Consider the following 24,544-nt stretch of genomic DNA (forward strand, 5'->3'; position numbering starts at 1 on the left):
AGGTTAGCCAATATGAAAGTCTTGATTGTATTCATGGTCGCCATCTTTTCAGCAACCAGCTTGGCTTATGAGTTAAATGGCTTCAGCCTCGATAAGCTCAATATTGAGCGTTCGCAAATCTTTCGTGGTGGCCCACCAAAAGATGGCATTCCAGCCATCGACCAGCCAACGTTCATACCTGCTGCGAAGGTCGATTTCCTAAAACCGGACGATGTAGTGTTGGCAGTGACCATCAATGGCAAATCTCGCGCATATCCATTGAGAATCTTAGTTTGGCACGAAATCGTCAATGATCAGTTTCAAGGCCAGAACCTGACCATCACCTACTGCCCTTTATGCGGGACAGCCATGGTGTTTGATGCCAACATCGATGGCGAGCGACACACTTTCGGTGTGTCCGGGTTACTGTATCAAAGCGATGTATTGATGTACGACCGTAATAGTGAGTCACTATGGTCTCAACTGGGCTTGAAAGCCGTTAGCGGTGACAAAGTTGGTCAGCGCTTAACTTGGTTACCTAGCCAACATCTGACATGGTCGGCTTGGCAGGCCAAATTCCCTCAAGGCGAGGTATTATCTACCCAAACAGGGTATTCAAGGAATTACGCTAGCAGCGCCTATCAAAGCTACTTCAACTCCCCCAATGTGATGTTTCCCGTCGACTACAATCGCAATGAACTGGAAGCTAAAGCGTGGGTTTTGGGTGTGATTATTGATGGTCAAGCTAAAGCCTATCCACTCACTGAGTTACCAAAAAAAGCGCAACTTTCAGACACATTTGCTGGACAATCATTGGAGCTCGACCTCAATGCATCAACCCAAGAGTTCTCTCTAAAAGTGAACAATCAACCGCATCCTATCGTTAAGGTTTACTGGTTTGCGTGGCAAGCGTTCTACCCCACCACGGAGCTCTATACGAAGTAATTCAACAGATATTGAATGAAAATTTGTAAGCGCTTGGGTTGATACCTGTCTTTATGATAAATCACCGAAAAAGGAACCGCTGGGATCTGCCAGTCGCGAAACACTTCCACCAACTCGCCCCTATCGATTGCGGCTTGGCAGTAGAGATTAGGCACTCGAATCACTCCAAGACCGGCTTTAGCGCCCTGTACCAGCACTCTGCCGTTTTTGCATACCAGTTTGGCGAATACTCTGGCTTCTTGCTCTGCTTGGGTATCTTTATGCACATATCGCCATTTGCGTACCGTACCCACTAAGCAATTTACCGAGGTCAATTCGCTAGGCGATGAGATGGGACTTGGCAGACTGGCGATGTAATCGGGAGAGGCCAATGTAGACATCTGTATCGAAGTGACCTTTCTAGCAATAAAACTGGCGTCTTCGAGCTCCCCCATACGTAGGGCAATATCAAATTCATCTTGAATTAGGTCAATGCGATGGCTGGAAAAATCAAGCGAAACATCGATATTGGGATTCTCGACCATAAATTGACTCACCAAAGGCGCAATCACTTCCTCGCCAATAGGCCCGCCTACACAGTTGATTCGAATTGAACCTTGCAGCTGCTCTGTTTCTTCTTTTGCTAACAGCACTGCATCGTCGATTTGCATTAGGGCTTTATCGCAGTGAGAACAAAACGCTTCACCCGCTTGGGTCAATTTAAGCGACCGAGTGGTGCGCACCAACAAAGTGACGCCAATCGATTTCTCCAACTGAGATACCTGCCGAGAGATATGCGAGCGTGATACACCAAGCACTTCAGCCGCTTGAGTAAAACTGCCCAATTTTGCCACCGTCACTAGTGCTTTAATGTCCGTGAGTTGATAGGCCATACCTGCCTCAATTAGTAATCATATAACAACAGTGTTTCACTCTATGGCGCATATATCAACAATCAATCTCTGCATAGAATAGCGACCAACGAAACAAAAACAGCGTATTGCTACTACCACATTATCAGGAGTCCCAATGAAAAAGCTCGTTGTCATCACAGGTGCAAGTTCAGGTATTGGTGCTGAGACCGCAAAACACTTCAGCGAATTAGGCCATCCACTATTGTTGATTGCTCGCCGCATCGAAAAACTTGAAGCACTTTCGCTACCAAATACGATTTGTGCTCAAGTTGATGTCACCAAGCAAGGAGAGTTTGAAACTGCGATCACTAAGGCAGAAGCACAGTATGGCCCAGTAGATTGCCTAGTGAATAATGCGGGGACCATGCTATTAGGCCAAATCGACACACAAAACCCTAGCGAATGGAAAACCATGTTTGACGTCAATGTGTTGGGTTTACTTAATGGCATGAATGCCGTCCTATCTTCCATGAAAGCGGCCAACACTGGCACTATCATCAACATCAGCTCGATTGCTGGACGTAAAACATTCCCTAACCACGCGGCTTACTGCGGCACTAAGTTTGCGGTTCACGCTATTTCCGAGAATGTCAGAGAAGAAGTGGCCGATGCGAACGTTCGTGTAACTACGATCGCTCCTGGTGCAGTTGAAACGGAATTGCTCTCTCACACCACCAGCGATGAAATAAAACAAGGTTACGACAGCTGGAAGCAAGATATGGGCGGGGTTTTGGCAGCTCAAGACGTCGCACGAGCAATCACCTTTGCTTATCAGCAGCCACAGAATGTATGTATTCGTGAAATCGCCTTAGCGCCAACGAAACAGCAGCCATAACTATTAAGCCTGCGCAATAAAAATGGCCACCTTAAATATGGTGGCCATATTAGAATTTATGACTTACTGGCTTTTTCCGACCATACGTTTGATGGTGCCATCTTTGTCGACGAACTCGTGCTTAATCGCCGCTAATACATGTAAAACCAAAAGTGCGATCAATGCGTTGGTTCCAAACTCATGTGCAGCACCACCCACTTGTTGCATCCACTCAATTTTTTCTCCACCAGCAATCACCTCGACGCCAAACACCTCTAAAGCTCGGCCGCCACCTCGGTTCATGATAATTCCAGAAATTGGCATCACGAAGGTCATAAGAAGTAATAGATGGTGCATAGCTTTGGCTGACACTTCTTGCCAGCGAGGCATATTTCCTACCGACGGCAAAGCGCCCTCTTTTAAGCGCCATAACAAACGTAATGAAATGAATAGCAGTGCGATAGTGCCCAAAGATTTATGAATGCCATATAGTTCAAATTTAAACGGGCTTCGCTCCAAATCTTCCATATAAAGACCTAGACCAAGCAGGCCAATCATAAATGAGGCCACAATCCAGTGCGCCGCTATCGTCGGAATCGATAGCCTCTTAACTTCTTTTCCCATGTCATCCTCAGCAAGTTAGCAAGTGGTTAAATAAACGTGAATATACTACTAATTTTCATAAGGTTTTAGCAATCAGCAGGAATGTAAAGAAGCGTAAATCATCATGGGTTAACGGCAGGTTAATAGATGGTTCATCTCGATTAGCTAAAACTCTCAATGAGTAGTGATATGCAAAAAAGTTTTACCAGCAATACTTTATATTCATTAAATATATCAGAGGGATAGGTAACTTTTGATCTAAATCAAATGTAGTATTACGTTAAATCAAATTGCCATCATATTGAAAGAAATTGTTCATATTGGGCGGCTAGTTTTGTCGCCAGAAAACAAATAACCCAATATGGAATCAATCAAATGTCTATTTTTACTCGCACTGTTCTAGCCGCATCTATTCTAGCTAGCGCTACTGCAACGGCGGCTGACGCACCTAAAAACGTTATCTACCTGATCGGTGATGGAATGGCGACCGCACACCGCCAAGTGGCAGAATACTACTTGCAAGAAAAACATAGCGACAAAAGCCTTCGCCTAGCGATGAACTCTCTACCGATAGCTGGCATCAACACCACTCACTCGGCAGATTCTCTAGTTACAGACTCAGCCGCTTCGGGCACCTCGCTGGCTTCTGGAGTAAAAACTAATAACGGCATGATTGGCATGCTGCCGGATGGCACTAAAGTATCAACACTACTCGAAGGCGCACAAGCACAAGGCAAATCCACAGGCTTAGTCACCACTACTCGTCTAACCCACGCAACACCTGCGGCTTTCGTGGCAAAAAATGTTAGTCGTGACAACGAGAATGAGATTGCGGACGACTACGCAACAGCCAATGTGACGTACGTTGCTGGTGGTGGTTACCGTCATTTCGTTGCGGGTAAAGACTCTAAGCGCACCGACGGTCGAGACTTGGTAGCAAGCATGGAAAAAGACGATTACCGCACGTTCGTTGGCACCGAGTCAGTCAACAGCTTCCGTGGGTACACGCCAAAAGCAGGCGATAAAGTATTTGCGGCCTTTACCAAGTCTCACACTCCATACGAGCTGGATCGCATGAAAGATGACGCAACGCCGTCACTTGCTGAAATGACTGAAAAAGGAATTGAACTATTGTCGAAAAACAAAGACGGTTTCTTCATGATGATCGAAGGCGGTCGTATCGACCACGCTGCACACGCAAACGACATTGCAGGCACGGTCTATGACACTTTGGCGTTCGACCAAGCGGTGCAAAAAGCGCTGGATTTCTACCATAAAAACCCTAACGACACCTTAGTGATCGTTGCTGGCGACCACGAAACTGGTGGCATGGGCATGGGCTTTGGCAAGAACTACTTTATTTCACTCGACCAAATCTCAAACACCAAAGAGTCTATCGAAGACAAACTGCAAGGCGTTTACTCTGGCGATCGTAAAGCGTTTTACAAACACATCGCTCAAGCGTTCAACCTTAATAACCTCAATGCCGAAGAAAAAGAGACCATCGAGCGTGCGATGACAGCGGTTGATGATGCGGATCCACTAGCAGGCACAAACTACGGTGGCTACGACCCTGTGGCTATCGCAGTGGCTCATGTAACTTCAAAACGTGCGGGTGTTTACTGGACCTCTTACGCTCACACTGGCACTCAGCTACCACTATCAGCAATCGGTGTTCAAGCGGATAAACTTGGTGGCTTTAAAGACAACACCGAGGTTGCTCACACTATCGCAGATATCATGAAAGTGACCATCGGCCACCAAGGCTAATCTCCTCCCTGTAAAGTAACCCCATAGGCGGGAGCGATACGCTTCCGCCTTTTTAACCTCGGAGTCTTTTCCATGCGTGGGATCTATCTTGTGCTGCTATTCGTGATCTGTTTTGGCGCGTACGCCCTTACCGAAGCACAACCCAAACACACCCAACGAGAAGCCGTCGCAAACGTCGTTGGCACAGATAACAGTAAGCTGACGGTGATTGGCAGCAATCGTATTGGTGAACAGTCGCTGATCGTTGAACTCGAAGACCCTATGGGCGGCGAAACTCGCTTCAAAGCGTTTAACATGCTGACAGGCACTTTAGAGTATGACGAGTTTTACCGCAGCGGAGACCGAATTTTAGTGGCACTCCAAATTGGAGACTACGGCCAAGTGACCCACGTCAAAGCGCTCTCTCATTACCGACTGCCTTACTTGGTGATGTTATTTAGCGTTTTTTCCTTTGCTTTAGTGATTTACGCGAAGAAAGTCGGCCTTAGAGCTCTACTCTCTTTTACCGGTTCAATCGTGATTCTTTGGCAAGTGTTGATCCCAGGATTGTTAGCGGGCTACCCACCGCTTTTAATTACTACGGTAACACTCGCAGCACTTAGTGCGCTAATCATCCTCTCTGTCGCAGGCTGGACCTACAAAGGCAAAGCCGCACTGGCTGGTACCATGGTTGGTCTACTCGTCACATCTGCTTTGTGCGTTTTAACCGGAAAGGTTTTGAACCTCGATGGTATGTCTCAACCCATGGCACAATCACTGTTATTTGAAACCGGTATGCACCTCAATATGCTAGACGTGCTTTATGCTGCGGTTTTGATTGGTGCAAGCGGTGCTGCGATGGATGTCGCAATGGAAATGGCGGCGACAATGGAAGAGCTTAAACTGGCTAACCCAAATATTTCTCGCAAAGCACTTATTCGTTCAGGCTTTCGCGTCGGGAACGCCGTTATAGGGACCATGACAACAACTCTGCTGCTTGCCTATTCAGGCGGTTTTTTAACTCTACTGATGCTATTCGTGACTCGTGACACCAGCCTGATCCAGATCGTCAACATGAAATTGGTCGCCAGCGAAATTGCCCGTACGCTCATCGGCAGCCTTGCTCTTGTGATTGTGGCACCACTCACCGCATGGATTTCAAGCCATATGTTGATGAAAACACAGGAACTAAGTCATACTGAATACCCACAAGGCAGTTGGATTTAATCTCTACACGCGCCTAACTATAATAATGTGAGGCGCATTCATGCTCGACGCAATCGTACTTCTTATTGCTGGTTTATTTGGTGGCATGCTCAACGCCATCGCTGGAGGGGGTAGCTTTATCACCTTCCCTGCACTGCTCTTTGTAGGTGTTCCCCCGATAATGGCCAATGCCACCAACACATTTGCGTCCTGCGCTGGTTACATTAGTGGCGTGTATGGATATCGCAGTGAACTGAAACAAGTACGAGAAACCCTTACGCCAGTTGCCGTCGTTAGTATTGTCGGTGGTGTCATTGGCGCTATTTTGCTGCTACACACTCCAGACTCCCAGTTCGATCGAATCATTCCTTATTTGATGCTACTGGCAACCTTAATGTTCACCTTCGGGCCGAGTCTGAATAAGAGACTTATGTCTTCCAAACCAGCGCCAAAAATGCTCACTCTAGGCGTACTACTTTTGGTCGCCACCTATGGAGGCTTCTTTAATGCAGGTCTTGGCATCATTTCGTTGAGCTTTCTTTCACTGGCGGGCTACACCAATATTCATTTAATGAATGGCATCAAGCTGCTGATCTCTACGGCGGTCTCAATCGTAGCCATTGGCATCTTTATTGTTAATGGCACCATTGACTGGTTCAATGGCGCACTGGTGATGGTGGGCACACTGATCGGAGGTTACGTTGCAGCTAAACTCACTCGCACCTTACCGCAAGTTGTCGTAAGGCGTTTTGTTATTGCTTTAAGTGTTGTACTAACCTGTTACTTCTTTATCGTCTAAACTCAATCAGTTAGTCATAAATATAAGGAAATACAATGAAAACAGCGTTAGTCACTGGCGGTTCAAAAGGCATTGGTTTAGGCACAGTTATAAGGCTTCAAAAGCTTGGCTATCAGGTCATCACCTGCTCTCGAAATCAGGCCCATTGGCAAGCGGTCAAAGAACGCCATTCATCACTTGAAGAAGTGCTTTACTTTAATCTTGATATCACCGATGAAGCGGCGCTTAAATCCATGTTCTCAGCCATTAAAGCTGAGTTTGGTCACTTGGACATCGCCGTCAATAATGCCTCTCCATCCATCGCTTCGCGCGGGGAGTTCTCCCAAGTAGCGTCAGAGGCGCTACAGCAAACACTGCAACATGACTTTTGGGCGCAAGCCTTATGCATTCAACACCAACTGCAACTGATGTCCAAAGGCGCAGCTATCGTCAACGTAAGCTCAGTCAATGGACTGCGGCCAACACCCAATGCCGCCATGTATAGCGCAGCCAAGCATGCAATCGAAGGCTTAACTCGCTCCCTTGCACTTGAAAATATCGCTAAAGGGGTACGCATCAACTCAGTTGCACCGGGAGTCACTTGGACACCGCGCTGGGAAGAGCGCCAGCAAGAATCAGAAAATATTCGCCAAGAGGTCTCTGACGTAGTGCCGATTCAGCGCTTTGCTGAAATTGAAGAAATCGTCGACGCTATCGAGTTTCTGCTCTCAAATAAAGCAAATTACATCGTTGGACACACTTTAGTAGTCGATGGGGGGCTATCTTTAGCCTAAATTTTACTCCATAATCGCCGACCCCATTTTTGACGATAAGGTTTGTTATGAAATCAACAATGTACACCACGTTTGCTTCTCAATACGATGAGGTCATTCAAGACAACATTTACAACGCTCATTTAGACAGACCTAGTCTTCTTGCCCTGCTAGAAGGCGTGCAAGGTAAAGATGTATTGGATTTGGGGTGTGGCTCAGGGGTTTACGCTCAGCTTCTTCTCGCTCAAGGCGCTGCTTCAATGACCTGTTTGGACGCTTCCGCTGAGATGGTCGACATCGTAAAACAGAAGTTGGGCAACCAAGCCACTGCTTACGTTCAAGATCTAGCCAAAGGACTGCCTCAACAAGCGGACAAAAGTGCGGATGTAATCATTAGTCCGTTGGTTTTACACTACGTTCAAGACTTAGAAGCACTATTTGGTGAAATAGCCCGAGTATTAAAGCCCGGCGGTTATATGGCATTCTCTACTCACCACCCTTTTGCGGACTTTGAGTGCTCACTATCAGGTAATTACTTTGAGCAAGAGTTAATTTCTGAAGAGTGGAACACCGTTGGCGAGCCAGTGCCTGTCACCTTTTACCGACGCTCACTTACTGAGATCACCAATGCCATCACCCAAAACGGTCTTGTTATCACTGAAATGAATGAAGGCAAAATCGCAGAAGAGGTTAAGGCCATCGATGCGGACCGTTATGAATTCTTATCGAAGAACCCTAATTTTATCTTCATTAAGTGCATGAAGGTGGATTGAAAGGCGCATACGCCCCTCACCTAAACCTCTATCTATAAAATCAAGGATGATAATTTCTCCACACTAAGTTGATAAGCTCGGTTCAATCACACCGGATGAGGGTTGGAAATGAACGAACGCCAAGAAAAGCAGCAGCGATTTGACCTGAGTGGAGAAAACTTGATTGTTGGCCAAGCAGCCAACTGCCCTATTACACCTGAGCAACTTGCGGCAACGACCAGCCAATCTGCCTATGTCGTAGATACATTTACCAGCGGCCTGACTGCAGAAGTTTTCCATATCCGGCTAGGTGAAAAAGACTACACGCTAAAGAAAAGGCGCACTGTCGCCCGTGTGCAAAACCTCGATGGACAGTACTCCTTTCTAAATGAAGTGCAGCGCCGCCGAGACTTTCAAGTACTGAAAGACACGCCTGACACCGCCGACAAACTTCGTTCTATCGTTAATACCATCTACGCCGACTACCGTTTGGGGATTATTTTGTCCGAGTGGATTGAAGGTGAGCCCATTAGCGAAATCACACCTAGCTTGTTATCGCAGTTGTTTACGACGCTCATTGAAACTGAAAAATCAGGCTTATTTGAATGGGATCTCTGTGCAGGTAACCTGCTTATTGATAACCATGACCAACTGAAACTGTTTGATTTTGGCTACATGTATCCTTTTGAACCGCTAACAGAGCTAAATAGTAACGGCATGGAAGATCCTCTGTTTCACTTTTGCGAGCGATTTGAAACTCGCTTTTTCTCTGGCTGGTTGCTAGAACAAGAATACACTGAAGCCCAATCATTGGAGTGTTTTCGACAGGTCAAACAAGCTGCATCAATGGCACTTGAACAAAAGCTTACTTGGCTTGTAAAAAACAGATCTTCGCATAGTGTCATAGAACAAACGCAAGCCCTGCTAAGCAAGTATCAACACGCTCTCGACGATGAAAAAGCCTTGGCTCAGCTATACACCGTTGAGATGTTTCGATCGCATGTACTCGATATCGAAGATGACCTCGATGGAAAAAGCTGTACCTTAACAACCATCAAGCGAGTTGAGAAAGTGCTCTCCATGATTGAACTCAACTACCAAGATCTCAATCAGCACGGCGCACTTTTCTATCACAATCAAGGCAAGTCCCAAGAGGAGTTGATATACGACTACCAAGGTAAGCTTAACTTGGTTAAACAATACCAACTATAGAGGGGAATTGACCTCTATAGGCTGATGATAGATTGCGGCTTGCCCTTCCCTTGTCGTTATAAATTTGGTTCAATATCGTCACTATTAATAAGAGTGACGATAAATGCGCCACCGACGAAGTGAAATGTGAGGAACCCACCCTATGTATATTTTTGGCTATGGCAGTCTAATGAATTCCGCTTCTCGCCAGCGTACCGGTAATACCGGTCGTGCTTTTCCTGCTATCGCTCATGGGTTGGTTCGTCAATGGGGCAAGCTAAATGAAGACTACACCTTATCACCATTGGTGGTGTCTCAGGGTGACGGTCAGGTCAATGGTATGCTGCTAGAAGTCGATGATGAAGCACTAAACGACTTTGACGCTCGCGAGCACGGCTATGAACGCATCCAACTCACTGTCGACCAAGTAGATACCGATGCTCAGCTTGCCAACGACGCTGTTATTTGGGTATACGTCAGCGATAAAGCGCTCAACCCATGTCAAAACGCTCCTATCATGCAGACTTACTTAGACACAGTGATTGCAGGTTGCTTGGAAGTTTCAGAAGCCTTTGCCAAGCATTTTGTCGATCACACCATTGGTTGGGAGTTCCCATTAGAAAATGACCGAGCAAAACCTAAGTATGGCAACCTAGCCGGTGTTTTAGATTGCCATCATCCGATCATTGACGAGATGATCGCGACAGTACGCCGTTAATCTATCGTTCTTGATGTCACTGCGGCTCTTGCAGTGACATCATCAAAAACCCGCAGAATGCGGCGTTATTGACCCGTAAACCTTCATCGACACACTCTCGCATCTCTAAGATCTGCCTTCTATATTCCACATAAAACTCATAGCTTGGTGTTGGCTTATAAATTAGGTCAGGCAATTCGAAATACTTGATTACCCCCTTAGCTGTGGTGGGCTTCACAAATACTTCATCGAGTGGTTTGTAATAGTTGGGAACGATGGTCATCAAGGACCATTTGGCGAGTTTGGCAGGCTTTAACAGGTCGAGCATGATGTTAAACCCATACTCTTGATCGCCGTGTAAGATGTCTTTAAGGGAGTACGCTAGCGCTTCTTTCTCATCATGAGTCATCGCTCGAACATAGTCACGAAACTTTGGCTTTTCAAACAATGAGACCATAGATGATCGGCTGACGACTTTAGTCATTTCTTCCGCAACCGTCTGCGCTTGCACAAATTTATCTGGTGAAAATGCATTTTGCGCCATCTCGACCATCTTATCCATTTTGTGTTTTTTACCAAGGTCGACCATTTCCGGGTGCATAAAACCGCCGGGGTAACGGGTCAAAAACTGCCTTTCCGCCGCATCCAAACGTGACTTATTCATAGAGACTCCTTCACTCCTAGCCAAGTGTGTGTTCAGAGTAATAGCATAGGATATTTCACCGCCAGACTAGCGCTAACTTTGACGAAAAAGTCTGATCTTGCGGGCTCTGTACACATTTGTTTGCAGTTTTCTGACTCAATCTTATCAATTTGGTTTGAAATCTTACTATTTTCTGACGAAATCCTGATATTGCCCACTTACCATAGCGAGCACTATTTTGAGAGGCGCATCTATGCTGAGTTGGACTATTGGGAATAAGCGATTTGAGTTTATCGCTATTGCCTTATTTACATTGATTGTCAGCGTCGCCATGTTTTTTGCACCCTCGCCTGATTTGCTCATCGACATGGACCCCAATATTGGTGTCTTTCTAGATATCGTGACGCAATCTGCAGGCAAGACAGGGTTTGTTATCACTACGGCTGTGCTGTGTATTTTGCCTTTGCTGCGTAAGTTCCCTGTACGCTACATGCTGGGCTATTACATACAATTTGGGTTGCTTTTGATTCTGGCCTTTGGTTTAAAAACCGGGTTGAAAGCGATCACTGAAATTCCAAGACCCTACACCCAGAGCTTGGTAGAGTTGAAACTTATCGACACGCCAAGTGAGTTTTATCAAATTGGCAGCGAAGATCGAGAATCGTTACTGTCGATCGCTGAAACTAAGGTCGACCCTTTACGCATGAAACAATGGAAAGGCGAGACTAACTACTCCATGCCATCAGGCCACACGATATTTGCCGCCGTGTGCGTTATGTTTTGGGCGGGGTTCTGGATGCGTAGGCAATGCATCGCAATTACCCTCGCTATTATCGGCTGGGGGTTCGGCGTCGCCTACAGCCGAGTTTGGCTTGGAATGCACTACGACACCGATGTGTTAATCTCCTTGGTGAGTGCTGTCGCTTTATACTTGATTGTTCCAACAATAAAGATTGGCCAGCCGCGTCGAAAGAAGCGTCATCCGGTGATCACCCCGTCATAACAATAAGGGCCAGCAAATCTTGCTGGCCCTTATTGGAGCTAATAGAGGTTAATCTCGCTCTACCTGCTTCTCATTGGTGTGAACTAACTCACCTTCAAAGTACACTTCTTTAGCAAATCGCTTGTGGATTTCTGGGACAGGTACGTTGAACGGGTTTTGGTCAATCACCACAAAGTTTGCGTTCTTATCCGCCTCAATTGAACCCACCTTATCCTCTATATGAAGTAGGCGCGCTGCATTTATGGTGTAACCTTTGATAGCTTGTGGCAACGAGATAGTCTGCGAGTATGCAAACTCATCTTGTATTTCGCTAGAACCCGCTGGGCTTCGAGTCATCGCTTGCTCGATGTGAAGGAATGGGTTCATTGGCGCTTGAATCCAGTCACTGGCGATGGTGTAGTTCACGCCATAGTTCACTGCATCGGCAATTGGCCAGAATCGACGAATCACGCTCATTTTCATCTCAGGCTTCACCGCATCAAGGAGCTGAATGCCCAAGAACACATTTGGCGAAAACTCTAAAAAGCCATTCACATGGCGAAGGCGCGGCAGATCTTTGGGATCAACCATCATCGCATGGGCAACTTGGTTACGCAGCGATCGAACTTCTTCGAGGCCATTCACTTTTGCCGACTCTTCCATGGCGCGAATTTCCATCTCTAACCCGCGGTCACCCATGGTATGTGTTGCCACTGACAGACCTAGACCATTCCAACGCACCATGTCATCACGATATTGTTCGTAGGTGGTAAACGCTTTACCAAAGTCAGTGCCATCGCCTGTAAAAGGCTCTTTGACGGCAATCGCTCGGCCAAATGGGGTTGAGTCTATGAACAATTTTACACCATCGACTTTGTAGTGCTCTGTCTCATACTGATCGCGTTTTAAGATCGCATCGTCGTTGCGGTAGCCAAAATAGAAATCTTCTTGGTATGGGTAATGGCGAACATCCATCTTGAGTTTGCCTTCCAAATCAAGTTTCTGGAAGGCTTTCATCTGAACTTCATCCCCTTCCAGCACTTTGATCCCGGTAAAACCAAACGAAGTAATGATGTCGGTCGCTTTTTTGGCTGCATAATAGACATCATCGAACTCAAATCGAGGGTGATGCTTAAGAACTAGCTTGATGGCGGGTGCAGCGTTTAATCGACCCGTAGGGATGCCGTTTTCATCTCGCTCAATGCTACCACCAACAGGGTCTGGAGTGTCTTTGGTGACTCCTGCAACTTCCAGTGCCTTAGTATTGGTGACAACAACGTGGCCGCCGTCATCTTCAAGTACCACAGGTCGGTCGGAGACAATCTTATCAATAAAATGGCGATCCATTTTAACGTCAGAGTTTAGGAAGTAACTCCAAGAAAATGCTGCGCCGTAAATCCATTCCTTGTTTGGATTCTTTTCAGCATAAGCTCTTAGCACTTCAGCGAACTCTTGCGGAGTACGTGGGGTAAAGTTGTCATTACGGAATAAAATATCTTCCATCATAATCACTCGCACAGGGTGAGTATGGCTATCAATCATTCCGGGCATGACAAATTGACTTTTTAGGTCGATAAGATCGGTATCTTTGTTAGCAAGATCTTTAATTTCGCTATCACTTCCCACAGCAACAAACTTGCCATCTTCTACCGCAAAAGCGCTTGCCCAAGGAAGGTTTGAATCAACAGTGTAAACCTCTGCGTTGTAGTAAACGGTATCGACTGCATGCGCCTGAGAGGCAATGACCGCTAATGCCGTAGCGGTCAATAAAGATTTAATCTGCATATAACATCCTTTTCTGAGGCTAAATAACAATAATCGATATATTCCAACGAAATTATAACTTAGCTTATAAAGTCAGGCCCCAGAAATAGCGTCATTTTTGAGATGCTATGAACAATAAATTTGGCTAAATGCCTAATTTTCCTATCTTTTGTTATGTTATCACATATCATTATCAGGCAACATATACTCAAACGTCACACTTAAACCGTATCGATCAGTCGATACCACCGCTTGGCTAGTTTGAAGTTTTTGCCAAATCAGTTTTCGTTGGTTTTCTTTGGCTTGTTGGTTTAGAAAGCGCACTAAATCTCTATTAACAATATTCGATGGGGTGTTTTTCAATGCTTCACGGACATCAAAAACTTTGTCATTGATGTGGGCTTCTACTAAGGTAAAGCCATCTTTGCGCAGGTTAATCATCACATCTGAATAGGCAATCAAGCTGTATTCACGGTAAAGGTAAAGATTGCTTTGCAAGCCTTCTCGGCTGCTCACTTCAGCAAAAAAGGGGGTTTTGTAGTAGGGTACTTCTGCCGAGCTGCAAAATTCCACCATAGGGGCATTGTCACCGCAATCGAACAGCTCTGGGGCATTGTCGAGTTGGTTGACATTCAGCGGTTGAAATGGCTCATCGATGAGCGAAGACATCCACTCTAGATGAAACGCCTGAGCCTGATGAGCACACAGTACCATCAGACCCACGGCAATTTTTTGAAACTTCATATTCACTTACTCATTGTGGTTCTTGTGTAAGTGTACCAAAGCCTTGAACTTACAGCTTAATTTTATCTCCCTAATCGACTGGTTAAAATCCTTAGCTAGCTATCTTTCCAACGCTCGCCATAAGCGGAGGAGTAGTCCGGTGCACTTTGTGTCGGTAGCAAGTCTGGGTCATCAATCAAAGGGCCCACTTTGGTACGGTACGGCAGGATGCCAGCCCAAACAGGATGGTTCATATCTCTCGGCTCATCATTGACGTTGTTATTGCTAATCTTGACCGAAGCCTCGGTGAGTGGCATTTTCAGCAATGTCGTCGCAGCAAGCTCACGCTTTTCAGAGGCTCTCACTTGCTCGCTGCGGCCCGGTGCAATTTGGTCAATAAAGTGATTGAGCAACTGATCTTTAATTTGGTTGCTAGATACCTCTTCAAAGTGTCCTAAAACCACCGCACTGCGGTAGTGGGCGCTGTGATGAAAAGCAGATCGCGCTAGCACCCAACCATCAAACAGGGTGAAAGTGACACAGGTTGCTTGGCCTGATTTTAGCACTCGCATCAAACGGCTATTGTTGGCACCATGCACATAAATATGATCTGCCACACGCCATACCAGCATTGGGATTACCATAGGTTGCTCTTGGTCTGCAAAAGCGATATGGCCCAACAAACTCTCATCAATGATTCGATGTAATTGCTCGGGTTCAAAACTGGCTTTGTGTGCCCCTTTGTTTATCTCGGTTCTTTTGGTCCGTCCTAACATGTCTCACTCCCTCTGATAGCGATTTATTAGCCAGATTAGCGACCAAGTGGTACCGTGTTTAGAACCAGTTTAGATAAAAGGATAGATCCAGTTGCAACCGATAATGACTGATGACTTACACCTTGAAGATAGCTACCCAACTCGCCAAGTGGCGCTTTACCAAGCCATTCGCAAGAAAATTGTCACTGGATTGTGGGCTATCAATGGCAAGCTTCCTTCTACACGAGCCCTAGCCTCTCAGTTAGGAATCAGTCGTAATACCGTCATCAGCGCATATGAACAGCTCCAATCTGAGGGATACATTCGATCACAGCCAGGAGCGGGCTATTACGTAGCAATCGATCGACATGATCCCTACCAGCAAGAAAAGAGCTCGAGTGCACCATATCAAGAGAAACCACTATCTTTAAGCCATGGCTTTGCTCCTGGCGTGGCCGATTTTGAGGTATTTCCTTATAAGCTGTGGCGAAGGATCCTAAACCATCACCTCGACCGAGCATCCTTGATGGGCAGTCAAGATCTGCAAGGCGATCCTAAATTGCGTCAAGCCATCGCCGACTACCTTGCATCAAGTCGCAGCGTGGTATGTAAACCAGAACAACTCATCATTACCAGTGGAGCACAGCAAGCGCTAACACTCGCAGCCCTTGCGGTGCATCCCAAAGGACAAAGTATCTATTTAGAAGAACCGGGATACCGACAAATGGCCAAAGTGTTGCAATGTTTGGGCATCGCTAGAAGATCGCTCCGAGTGGATATTAAACAAGGAGTGCAACTGGAAAATTTAGAAAACGGCAGGCGAGATTCGGTCTATATTACCCCAAGCAACCAATATCCTTTAGGCAGTTCGATAAGCCTTGAAAAACGCCTAGCGATACTCGATTGGGCACGCAAAAATGGAAGTCTGATCATCGAAGATGACTACGACAGTGAGTTTCAATTCGCTCACAAACCGATCCCAAGCTTGCAAGGCTTAGCGGCTCAGACTTGTCCTGATGTCGATATTGCTTACGTTGGCTCACTCAGCAAAGTGATGTTTAACAGCTTGAGGTTGGGCTACCTCGTGGTGCCAGAAAAGTTTGTTTCCGAAGTCGTCTCGGTGAAAGATGCACTAAGCGGCGACACCCCTGCCCATACCCAAGCAGCGCTTGCCGAGTTTATCCAACAAGGACACCTACTCAGGCACATTCGAAAAATGCGTAAGTTGTATGAACAGAAAAACCAGCAGATGCAATCTTCCATTCGGAAGCATCTGAGCTCAAAAGTCACTATTGTCAGTCAATTTGCGGGGTTACATGTCACTGTTGTAGCTAACCACGACATTAACGAGCAACAACTAGTTTTAGATGCCGATAATTTAGGAATCATCATTCGACCGTTAAGTGTTTACTACAATGGCAAGAACAAGAAAAAGGGGATAGTACTGGGCTACGGAAATGTTGCCCTTAGTGAAATTGATAGCAAGATAGCCCAAATAGCTAAGATACTGACTCACGTATAAATTATTGAAAACAAAGACCATAGCCATAAATTTAGTAAGGGTATGATGTACGATTAGTTACTTTTTAATTGCCAGAATACAACTACACTGACTAAACCGTCAGTAGGCAAATGGCCAAAATTATGAAAGTAATTCGTCTAGCTTTTTTAGCCATGTTCGTACTAGCGAGCTTGGCTACCAGTGCAAAAACATACAACGTCGTTGGCGCTCACTTTCCACCTTGGATGTATGAGGAAAATGGTGAAGCAAAAGGGTTTTACGTCGATCTTCTTGAGCTGATGCTTGAAGAAGTGGATGGCATAGAAGTTAATTATGTCTTCTATCCGGTTCCGAGGTTACTCAACGTACTTACCACCGACAAAAACGTATTCTCTCTAGGCATTGCAAAAAATGAAGTTCTGGAACCTAAGTTCCACTGGGTAGGTCCGATATACCCTCGAATATTTGCAGTTTACCAACTCAGTGAACGAACGGATTTAGATATCGAAACACTGTCCGATATTCAAGGGCATAACATTGGCGTAGGAAGAGGCTACGCCGCTATTGATGATTTACTCGATGCTGGGGTAAGCAAAGAACATATTAAAGAGGTGGCGATAGACTCCCAAAATGTTCAAAAACTATTTGCCAAACGAATTGACTTCTTGGTGTCCAATGACATGGTACTCTCCCACCTTCTAAAACAAGATGGGCACAAATGGCCAGATGTAGAACAAAGCATCATCCTTAGCGACCAATATTTATTTGCTTATGCCTTTAACAAAGGTTTCGACCAATCTGTCATCGAGAAACTCCAAACTAGTTTAGAGAAGGTAAAGTCTAGCGGCAAATACGATGCTTTGGTCGATAAGTATTTCTAGTTGCTCAGGATCGCAAATGAAAACCACCCTCGGTTTTAAAGACTCTAAGATTTGGAGATACGCTCATCATTTTCACCAGATAGCGCAGATAATTGCATCTACGCTATCTGGGATTTCACTTTCCCTACCTTCTACGGCATGAACATACCGCCTTTCAAGCGACGGTCAGGTTTGGTTAGCAATTCGGATTGAGCCATCGAAGAACCACACACAAAAAGGCTCGAAATTACCATGGGTAAAAGTAATTTTTTCATAACTTACGCCTTTAGAAATTCAGTTAAAGTTGGTAGTTAAATTCGACCCTGTGATTGCCTTCTGACAATTCGGTATGGTTACTCCAGTTAGCGAAGTAGCGAACGTTAAATCTTGGGTTGACCTGATAAGAAAGGGCGACCTCGTGAGCTAACACTTCACTGTGATTTTCGAAGCCGTGCTGCATGTACATTTCAGAACCTGATAAGGTTTTCATCCACATCGGGTTGTAGTTGATCCAAAGCTTGTCGGTCACATCTATCTTGGTGTACATACCCGCCACCGCAAATGTGCCCGGAACGGAGTAACCGCTGATTTTTTGCCCATCATCACCCATCACATTATTGCCAAAAGCGACACCAGCTCCCGCAAGCGGGAACATGGTCAACGGCCCCATAGTTGGTAGCGCTTGGATCAAGCTGTAAGAGGCAAGGCCCATTTCATTTTGTAGGTCATATTGGACGTCGATTTGTGCGCCGCGACCATTGGTCATGTTAGCGGTAAAGTTTCTAAATCGAATCGAGTCAACACTGTCGCTATGCCCTTCTTGAAGGCCTAATGTCTCACCACCAAATCCCTTCACTTCGATGAAGTTCATAGCGGCAACTCCTTCCTTGCCAGAGTCATAGGTTTTGCCTATTTTCAAGTTCAAACCCGCATTAGTGACCCCTGCGCCAACTTGTGTATAGATGGCTAATGGGTCAGACATATCCTGAACTTCTTTTTCTTGCTCTTGGGCATGCACGGACGTCACTACAAGCGCAGTACTCAGCCAGCAAAAACCTCGTTTATTCATTTTCATTTCAATCACATCAATTATTGGAATTAGCAATCCAGCGCCACTGACTAGAATTTCGACCAATATATCGAAAAGCCCCGATGAGAGGGTTTATAGTGATTATTAGTTTTGGCAATAATGTTTAAGGAACAAGCACAATTAGACGGGTATTTAAGAGATGACACCCCAAAGTGTATTAAAAATAGACATAAGGAAACTGGATGTGATCGAAAGAAAAGCGGGGATCTATCAAGGAAGAAGTAAGGCCAGCGCCTATAGGGATCTAGTATGGACTGTCGCAACTGCCAAAGACACCAGTGTTGGCATTGCGGAACAAACACGTTCCACTCTTGAGGTCATCGAAACCAACCTCATCGAGCTTGGGAGTAACAAACACCAAATCGTATCTGCGCAGGTCTATATCGCCAATATGGCCGACAAAGCTTCGATGGATAAGGTCTGGTGTGACTGGATTGGAGCAAACCCAAATGACTGGCCGCAACGAGCCTGCCTAGGAGTAGATTTAGAAGGCGATGTGCTGATTGAAGTCACCGTGACTGCGGTGCGCGCGACAAGTTAACTCTAATCTGACCTGTGTGGCTGCATTCTAGTTGGTCACACGGCAGATTAACTGACACAAGTCTGCGCAAAACCGTTGGCAATTTTCTACCAAACAAAACTCAATTATCTTCAATAACCCACTCAACATTTTGGATAACTTAATAGGCAACCAAGGAGTGCCTAGCTGTATCGGCGCTCTGTTTTTACGGAACCAAAACACAACAGAGTGAGATTTACCATGAACAAGAAAGCACTAGTTACCGCAGTAGCAACAGCCATTCTAGCGGCAAACGTTCACGCAGATACCATCGTTAAACACACTACGCTCAAAACATCAGTGGGCGATCTAGCGGCGAATGTTTACCTACCAGATAACGTGGAAAACCCACCGGTGGTGGTAGTGACAGGTGCATGGACCACGGTAAAAGAGCAGATGCCAGCCACTTACGCCGAGCACTTAGCTGACCAAGGTTACGCCGCTGTCACTTTTGATTTTCGTGGCTGGGGAGAGTCACAGGACCGATTGACTCAACTTGAAGATCCGCAACGTAAAATTGAAGACATCAAAGCGGTATTTGCTTCGCTGGATCAGGTACCAGGTATCGACGCTTCACATGCTTACGGTCTAGGGGTTTGTGCTTCTTCTGGTTACATGCTTGATGCGGTTTTAGGTAACGATAATGTCGTTGCGGCCGCTGCTGTTGCTCCTTGGTTGCACGACCGCAGCATCGTTAATGCGGTATATGGTGGCGCAGAATCAGTAGGTAATTTGATTCAAACGGGTATTGCAGCGCTTTCTAGTGATGAGCCTCAAATCATCGAGGGTGCGAGCCTAACTAACCAAGGCGCACTGATGTACAACGTTCCTTACTACACAGAAGAGGACCGCGGTCTAATTCCTGAGTGGGACAATGCCTTCAATCTAGGTTCATGGGCAGGTTGGTTAACCTACGATGCACACGCTACTGCTGCTAAGCAAGACAAACCGGTACTGCTTGTCGCTTCTGAATCTATGGCGATTCCTGCGGGTACTCATGGCTACTTAGAGAAAGCCGGCGACAACGTTGAAGCAGTTTGGCTAGAAAACGTATCTCAGTTCGATTTTTACGATGTAGAAAAAGACGTACAAGCAGCCACAGATGCCGTTGTCGCTCACTTTGCACGTAACCTATAGGTCTCGCTATGTTAAGAATTGTATTTGCATTAGTTTTAGGGGTAGCCACCATGACAACTCACGCTAAACCGTTGACCTTGGATGAGGCCAAAATTTCACTCACAGCGCAGAGCATGGCCACCCTCGCTGACCGTAACCTTTACCCACAGTTAGAGCAGATTTTCGCCCCAATTGTCGTGGTCGACTACACCTCAGCGTTTGGTGGTGAAGTGAACAACGTAAAACGTGAAGACTTGATGGCAAGTTGGTCTGCATTACTGCCCGGTTTTGATGGCACTTACCATGACCTAAGCAAGATCATAATCGACCAAGAAGGCGATCGTGCTGAAGTTTACGCAGATGTGACAGCGAGCCACTACATTGGAGATAATGGTTTTTGGCAAATCTCAGGACGCTACCTGTTTGAAATGAAAAAAGCAGGGACAGAGTGGCAGATTGCTGCACTAACACTGCTGGCAGGTGACGAGCTAGGCTCTCGCGAAGTGCTGCCACAAGCGATAGAAGCGGCTAAATCTCAATAGACAATCCAATAACTAAGTTAAAACCCCTGCGAGAAATCGCAGGGGTTTCGCTGTAGCTCGATTCCATCAACGAAGCTGCTTCAAAAACTGCCCCGGGGTCTGTCCATAGTGCCCTTTAAATGCTCGGGTAAAATGCGACTGGTCATTAAAGCCAAACTGATGGCTGATTTCAGCAATATTTACTTCTGGTGCATTGAGCTTTGACTTAGCCTGCTCAAGACGTTTACCCATGATGTATTGGTAGGGTGTCACATCCATCAGCTTCTTAAACTCTCGCAAGAAATAGAATTTACTGCAGTGAAGCAACTCGGCAAGATCATCAATAGATATTGGCTCTGAAATGTTTTGTTGGATGTAGAGGTCAATTTTCTCAACTTGGCGTCGGTCAAATTTTGAACCCGACTGTTTCTCATTGAGAAGATCAACATAGTTTGAATAATGTTGGATATAGTGTTGAGACAACAGTGCCAACAAGTTTGATAAGTAATTGGCCCCATTGCGTCCTTTGCCCTCAACCTCAAAGATAAACAGATCGATAATGCGATTAAGCACTGGATCCGATAGGTTGTAGTTATTAAGAAACTGCAGCGCCATTTTGTCGATATTGAGCGGGCAACTATTCAAAAAGGTCTGTTCTTCAATAGCCAAAATTACAAAATGACACGGCTCGGAAATGTCATGAGTGAAAGGCGTATTTGGTGGGTTCACCCAGATATCATCTGCGACCGCTTTTACTGCCGTCCGCTCTTCGCCACTGCCAACCTCCCAGCTCAACTCTTTGTCTTGAGCCACTGCGAAATAGAAATAAGGTGTGAATACATTCTTTGGGTAAAAATGGGGCGAGCTTCCTTGTTCCAATATCACCCCGTTCCAATCTAAACCTTGGCTAGAGAGGGAGATATCAAGTACGTCACCGCAACGGGAGGGCTGTTTGGAGTCATAGCTAAAAAACTTAAGGTTTGACCTCATTGTGTATCCTTACCACCTACATAATTGATAATTATATTACCATCGGATTGAGGAAACATAAGGGACATTGCATAAAATTCAGGCTTTACCTGACTTTTCAATTAGTGAAAATCTAGCGTAATCAACAGCCTTGCTTGCTCCCCTGCCACTTGAGGAGAACGATGTACCAAGCCTGCGCCTTCGTTATCCATCCATCGCTCTCCTTTCAATAAGGCAACATCACCACTACCGAGCTGTTGGATACAGCTTTCATCGCCATAGAGTCCAGAGGATACATCAGGCACACCTGCACTGCGGTGACCAAGCACATCATAATTGACATCTCGATGTTCAAGCCATTCTGTACACACCCCACTGTAGGTGCTCACTAGTCGGCATGGCACTTGATCTACATGAAAACGTGGACACATCGCTTTATTAAGGACGGTAATTCGAACCCCAGCTTGCTCCAGTTCAAACAGGCAGCAAAACATATCGATAAGTTCGGTGATGTTTTCAATCAGCTCATCACACTTCACCTCGTCAATGACCTTGTAAAGTTCTGCCGACGCTTGGTGGGGAGATAGCACTAGGGATTTTTGAAAATTTGGATAAACTCGAAGAAACTCATCAACTTCTCGCTGAAGTGATTGAGAAAGGGTACGTTGCCAGATCGCGATATTTACCTCTTGCTGGTAGATATCCGTTAAGACCATCGGGCTTCCACCTTGCGCAGAACAACGAACTTTAGTGGTAACTTCAGAATTCGACTCGCTCGCTAACATCATCTCTTCTCTCCTTTCATGCCACGGTTTGATCGCAGCAGCGCTCAACCATTGATATGTTATAACATATCTTAGAGGTTCATAAATATAAGAGATATTGCTATGCATGATATTAGGTCAAGAGGTGGGTAGCAAAATATCGAATGCTACTTACGTTCACTCACACAGCTAAACACCACTTCATCGTCACCACGCATACCGAAATTTTGATAGTCGCTAGAGCGAGCGGTTTGATTATCTTGGCAAAGTAAGCGCAGAGACTCTTCACTCAGTCGAACAGAACTCAATTGTACCCAGACAACACCAAGCCCTTTGATGTTGAGCAAAACTTTGGAGCCTTGGCGATCCAATACAGTGAGCGGCGGTTTAGGCAAATCACTGGCCGCATAGATATTCCAGCTTCCATCGTGCATTTCTACATCAACTGCTGGCTCCAACCAAGCCTCGACAACAAGTGGAGCTGGCTCATTGGCAAAACCCGATGAAGCGCTAATGCAGGCAAGCCCGAGAAGAAGTTTACTTTTCATCATTTGGTTGCTCCTCTTCAGGTGATAGACCATATTCTGACTCGATTTTCTCTATCAGTTGGATACCTGCCCAGCCCAGTGCGAGTATGGATATCCAGCTCGATGGCGCATAATGAAACCAGCCAAACACTATACCGAGCACCAGCAAGATAAATACCCCGCTCAACACCCACAAACGTTCGTTGAGCCAAGCGAATAGAGGCACTTCCAGCACCCAAGTACGTACTGCGATAAGTAAGCTGATGTAAATCATCCAAATGGCGAAATTAACATGATCGACGTTATCGTCTTCACGAGTATAGCTGTCTTGATAAACCAGCAAGTTATCCAGAGCCATTGCGTGGAAGAAGACGCCCGGCAATGCGCCGTGCACAGGAGATACTACGTAGTCATGCACCCCTTCTATTTGTCCACCGACCAAAACGATAGCGTCTTTAACCCACGCTCTCACTTGCTCTCGTTCGCTCTCAATCGGTGAGCGAACCATCGCCATTAGCTCATCGGCATACAACAGTCGTTGTGGCGGGCAGATTTGCAGTGTTTGAGGCTCTTCAAAAATGGGCACAATATTTTGTACCACCGACCATGCGGCCCTTCCTAGTACTTGTATTAAGTTGCCTCGTTCTCGGCATTCTCCAATCCTATGTGGCAGCAAGATATCCGCGGCATTGGAGTTCCAGCGCACACTCATTGAAGCACTGTCATCGGGCGCCAAGCCGTCACAATCGTGGCTTTGGCAGTAGTGGTTATATAACGCTGTTGCAGTGGTTGGTGTGGAGTCATCAACAAACACAGGGTACAGGTCGCCTTCTCCTTCCCATCCATTCGCCACCAAAGTGGCAAACTCGGAAAGATCTGTGGCAACGGTTGAGTCAAATGAGGAATTAGCGGTACCACGGGCGAAAAACAGTGGTACTTGCGTCAACTGATGCATGGCAGACAACTTGGCAACAGCTCGGTCGTAGGTTGGGTCCAGCGAGCGCTTTTTCATCCACATCACATCGTAAAATAACGCGCTTGGAGATTGTGCCATCAAGGTAGAAATTAAGTTCGCTTGATCAAGGTAGGACAGTGGCCAATCATTGGATTGCCAGATATTGGGGTACAGGTTGGCTATCGCTTTGTCGTTAAACAGCACCACCAGCAACTTATCGTGACTGGCTGTTGCGTCATATTGCCCAGAAACCAATCGGTATATGGCTTTCTCCCCTGCACGCTCACTGGCGCTACCTAATCCATAAGGGTCGCCATAAATCAGCCATGCGCCGAGCACAAACATAAACAGCCATTGAGCTGAAAAAGTAAACCGCAAATAGAAGGCTTTTAAACCCCGTTTAACTTGTGAGATGAGTGAAACCTGCATCCGTGC

General features: G+C 46.0%; 27 protein-coding genes. 15 read left to right on the plus strand and 12 right to left on the minus strand.

Features of this window, described 5'->3' with window-relative positions; all coding sequences use genetic code 11:
• The first annotated feature begins 12 nt into the window (after window positions 1-12).
• A complete protein-coding gene (locus J4N39_RS21330; RefSeq protein ID WP_252024731.1) occupies window positions 13-924 on the plus strand; it encodes a DUF3179 domain-containing protein in 912 nt (303 codons plus the stop codon).
• Here the strand turns inward: J4N39_RS21330 and J4N39_RS21335 are convergent.
• On the minus strand, window positions 912-1,796 hold the full coding sequence (locus J4N39_RS21335) for a LysR family transcriptional regulator (RefSeq protein WP_252024733.1): 885 nt from the start codon (window positions 1,794-1,796) through the stop codon (window positions 912-914). The genes J4N39_RS21330 and J4N39_RS21335 overlap by 13 nt on opposite strands.
• A 136-nt stretch (window positions 1,797-1,932) precedes the next feature.
• Between J4N39_RS21335 and J4N39_RS21340 the strand changes: the two genes are divergently transcribed.
• Window positions 1,933-2,652, plus strand: a complete 720-nt coding sequence (locus J4N39_RS21340) for an SDR family oxidoreductase (protein ID WP_252024735.1) — start codon at window positions 1,933-1,935, stop codon at window positions 2,650-2,652.
• A gap of 63 nt (window positions 2,653-2,715) precedes the next feature.
• On the opposite strand, the gene J4N39_RS21345 is transcribed toward J4N39_RS21340, so the two are convergent.
• Window positions 2,716-3,255, minus strand: a complete 540-nt coding sequence (locus J4N39_RS21345) for a cytochrome b (RefSeq protein ID WP_252024737.1) — start codon at window positions 3,253-3,255, stop codon at window positions 2,716-2,718.
• A gap of 354 nt (window positions 3,256-3,609) precedes the next feature.
• On the opposite strand from J4N39_RS21345, the gene J4N39_RS21350 reads away from it, so the two are divergent.
• The 7 genes from J4N39_RS21350 to J4N39_RS21380 all read left to right on the plus strand — a co-directional run bounded on the left by J4N39_RS21350 (window position 3,610) and on the right by J4N39_RS21380 (window position 10,401).
• A complete protein-coding gene (locus J4N39_RS21350) occupies window positions 3,610-5,004 on the plus strand; it encodes an alkaline phosphatase (protein WP_252024739.1) in 1,395 nt (464 codons plus the stop codon).
• 72 nt (window positions 5,005-5,076) lie between these two features.
• Entirely contained in the window at window positions 5,077-6,210 is a 1,134-nt protein-coding gene (locus tag J4N39_RS21355; RefSeq protein WP_252024741.1) for a YibE/F family protein, read from the plus strand.
• A gap of 40 nt (window positions 6,211-6,250) precedes the next feature.
• Complete coding sequence (locus J4N39_RS21360) at window positions 6,251-6,988, plus strand: sulfite exporter TauE/SafE family protein (RefSeq protein ID WP_252024743.1); 738 nt, start codon at window positions 6,251-6,253, stop codon at window positions 6,986-6,988.
• Window positions 6,989-7,023: 35 nt separating this feature from the next.
• Window positions 7,024-7,761, plus strand: coding sequence for an SDR family NAD(P)-dependent oxidoreductase (locus J4N39_RS21365; RefSeq protein WP_252024745.1), 738 nt, complete (start codon window positions 7,024-7,026; stop codon window positions 7,759-7,761).
• Window positions 7,762-7,808: 47 nt separating this feature from the next.
• Window positions 7,809-8,513 carry a class I SAM-dependent DNA methyltransferase gene (locus J4N39_RS21370; protein WP_252024747.1) on the plus strand — a complete coding sequence of 235 codons (705 nt, stop codon included), beginning with the start codon at window positions 7,809-7,811 and terminating at the stop codon, window positions 8,511-8,513.
• A 108-nt stretch (window positions 8,514-8,621) separates the two neighbouring features.
• A complete protein-coding gene (locus tag J4N39_RS21375) occupies window positions 8,622-9,704 on the plus strand; it encodes a protein kinase family protein (protein ID WP_252024749.1) in 1,083 nt (360 codons plus the stop codon).
• 142 nt (window positions 9,705-9,846) lie between these two features.
• Complete coding sequence (locus J4N39_RS21380) at window positions 9,847-10,401, plus strand: gamma-glutamylcyclotransferase family protein (protein ID WP_252024751.1); 555 nt, start codon at window positions 9,847-9,849, stop codon at window positions 10,399-10,401.
• 16 nt (window positions 10,402-10,417) lie between these two features.
• Here the strand turns inward: J4N39_RS21380 and J4N39_RS21385 are convergent, their stop codons facing one another.
• Window positions 10,418-11,044: a hypothetical protein gene (locus J4N39_RS21385; protein ID WP_252024753.1), complete on the minus strand. Its 627-nt coding sequence runs from the start codon at window positions 11,042-11,044 to the stop codon at window positions 10,418-10,420.
• 232 nt (window positions 11,045-11,276) lie between these two features.
• Here J4N39_RS21385 and J4N39_RS21390 point away from each other — a divergent pair, with 232 nt between their 5' ends.
• Window positions 11,277-12,026: a phosphatase PAP2 family protein gene (locus J4N39_RS21390; RefSeq protein WP_252024755.1), complete on the plus strand. Its 750-nt coding sequence runs from the start codon at window positions 11,277-11,279 to the stop codon at window positions 12,024-12,026.
• 48 nt (window positions 12,027-12,074) lie between these two features.
• Here J4N39_RS21390 and J4N39_RS21395 read toward each other — a convergent pair whose 3' ends face one another.
• From J4N39_RS21395 to J4N39_RS21405, 3 genes are all read right to left on the minus strand, one after another.
• The gene (locus J4N39_RS21395; protein ID WP_252024757.1) at window positions 12,075-13,790 is read right to left on the minus strand and encodes an amidohydrolase; all 1,716 of its coding nucleotides are present in this window, start codon (window positions 13,788-13,790) and stop codon (window positions 12,075-12,077) included.
• A gap of 159 nt (window positions 13,791-13,949) precedes the next feature.
• Window positions 13,950-14,513, minus strand: a complete 564-nt coding sequence (locus J4N39_RS21400; protein WP_252024759.1) for a type 1 periplasmic-binding domain-containing protein — start codon at window positions 14,511-14,513, stop codon at window positions 13,950-13,952.
• 95 nt (window positions 14,514-14,608) lie between these two features.
• Window positions 14,609-15,268, minus strand: coding sequence for a pyridoxamine 5'-phosphate oxidase family protein (locus J4N39_RS21405; RefSeq protein ID WP_252024761.1), 660 nt, complete (start codon window positions 15,266-15,268; stop codon window positions 14,609-14,611).
• Window positions 15,269-15,371: 103 nt separating this feature from the next.
• Here J4N39_RS21405 and pdxR point away from each other — a divergent pair, with 103 nt between their 5' ends.
• On the plus strand, window positions 15,372-16,769 hold the full coding sequence (gene pdxR, locus J4N39_RS21410) for a MocR-like pyridoxine biosynthesis transcription factor PdxR (RefSeq protein WP_252024763.1): 1,398 nt from the start codon (window positions 15,372-15,374) through the stop codon (window positions 16,767-16,769).
• A gap of 122 nt (window positions 16,770-16,891) precedes the next feature.
• The gene (locus J4N39_RS21415; RefSeq protein WP_252024765.1) at window positions 16,892-17,629 is read left to right on the plus strand and encodes a substrate-binding periplasmic protein; all 738 of its coding nucleotides are present in this window, start codon (window positions 16,892-16,894) and stop codon (window positions 17,627-17,629) included.
• 131 nt (window positions 17,630-17,760) lie between these two features.
• Here the strand turns inward: J4N39_RS21415 and J4N39_RS23010 are convergent, their stop codons facing one another.
• Both J4N39_RS23010 and J4N39_RS21420 read right to left on the minus strand, forming a co-directional pair.
• A complete protein-coding gene (locus tag J4N39_RS23010; protein ID WP_286036842.1) occupies window positions 17,761-17,883 on the minus strand; it encodes a hypothetical protein in 123 nt (40 codons plus the stop codon).
• Window positions 17,884-17,906: 23 nt separating this feature from the next.
• Window positions 17,907-18,677 carry a hypothetical protein gene (locus J4N39_RS21420; RefSeq protein ID WP_252026877.1) on the minus strand — a complete coding sequence of 257 codons (771 nt, stop codon included), beginning with the start codon at window positions 18,675-18,677 and terminating at the stop codon, window positions 17,907-17,909.
• A 205-nt stretch (window positions 18,678-18,882) separates the two neighbouring features.
• Between J4N39_RS21420 and J4N39_RS21425 the strand changes: the two genes are divergently transcribed.
• From J4N39_RS21425 to J4N39_RS21435, 3 genes are all read left to right on the plus strand, one after another.
• Window positions 18,883-19,239: a RidA family protein gene (locus J4N39_RS21425; protein WP_252024767.1), complete on the plus strand. Its 357-nt coding sequence runs from the start codon at window positions 18,883-18,885 to the stop codon at window positions 19,237-19,239.
• A 219-nt stretch (window positions 19,240-19,458) separates the two neighbouring features.
• Window positions 19,459-20,394: an alpha/beta hydrolase gene (locus J4N39_RS21430; protein ID WP_252024769.1), complete on the plus strand. Its 936-nt coding sequence runs from the start codon at window positions 19,459-19,461 to the stop codon at window positions 20,392-20,394.
• Window positions 20,395-20,402: 8 nt separating this feature from the next.
• Complete coding sequence (locus tag J4N39_RS21435) at window positions 20,403-20,915, plus strand: nuclear transport factor 2 family protein (protein ID WP_252024771.1); 513 nt, start codon at window positions 20,403-20,405, stop codon at window positions 20,913-20,915.
• 66 nt (window positions 20,916-20,981) lie between these two features.
• Here the strand turns inward: J4N39_RS21435 and J4N39_RS21440 are convergent, their stop codons facing one another.
• The 4 genes from J4N39_RS21440 to J4N39_RS21455 form a co-directional block, all read right to left on the minus strand.
• The gene (locus tag J4N39_RS21440) at window positions 20,982-21,884 is read right to left on the minus strand and encodes a helix-turn-helix domain-containing protein (RefSeq protein WP_252024773.1); all 903 of its coding nucleotides are present in this window, start codon (window positions 21,882-21,884) and stop codon (window positions 20,982-20,984) included.
• Between the two features lie 101 nt (window positions 21,885-21,985).
• Window positions 21,986-22,651 carry a DUF1826 domain-containing protein gene (locus tag J4N39_RS21445; protein WP_252024775.1) on the minus strand — a complete coding sequence of 222 codons (666 nt, stop codon included), beginning with the start codon at window positions 22,649-22,651 and terminating at the stop codon, window positions 21,986-21,988.
• A 143-nt stretch (window positions 22,652-22,794) separates the two neighbouring features.
• Entirely contained in the window at window positions 22,795-23,178 is a 384-nt protein-coding gene (locus J4N39_RS21450; protein ID WP_252024777.1) for a hypothetical protein, read from the minus strand.
• A complete protein-coding gene (locus J4N39_RS21455) occupies window positions 23,165-24,538 on the minus strand; it encodes a CHASE2 domain-containing protein (protein ID WP_252024779.1) in 1,374 nt (457 codons plus the stop codon). The genes J4N39_RS21450 and J4N39_RS21455 overlap by 14 nt, the downstream gene beginning before the upstream one ends.
• Between the last annotated feature and the right edge of the window lie 6 nt (window positions 24,539-24,544).

Origin of the sequence: Vibrio sp. SCSIO 43136, from assembly GCF_023716565.1 — a bacterium.
Taxonomy (GTDB): domain Bacteria; phylum Pseudomonadota; class Gammaproteobacteria; order Enterobacterales; family Vibrionaceae; genus Vibrio.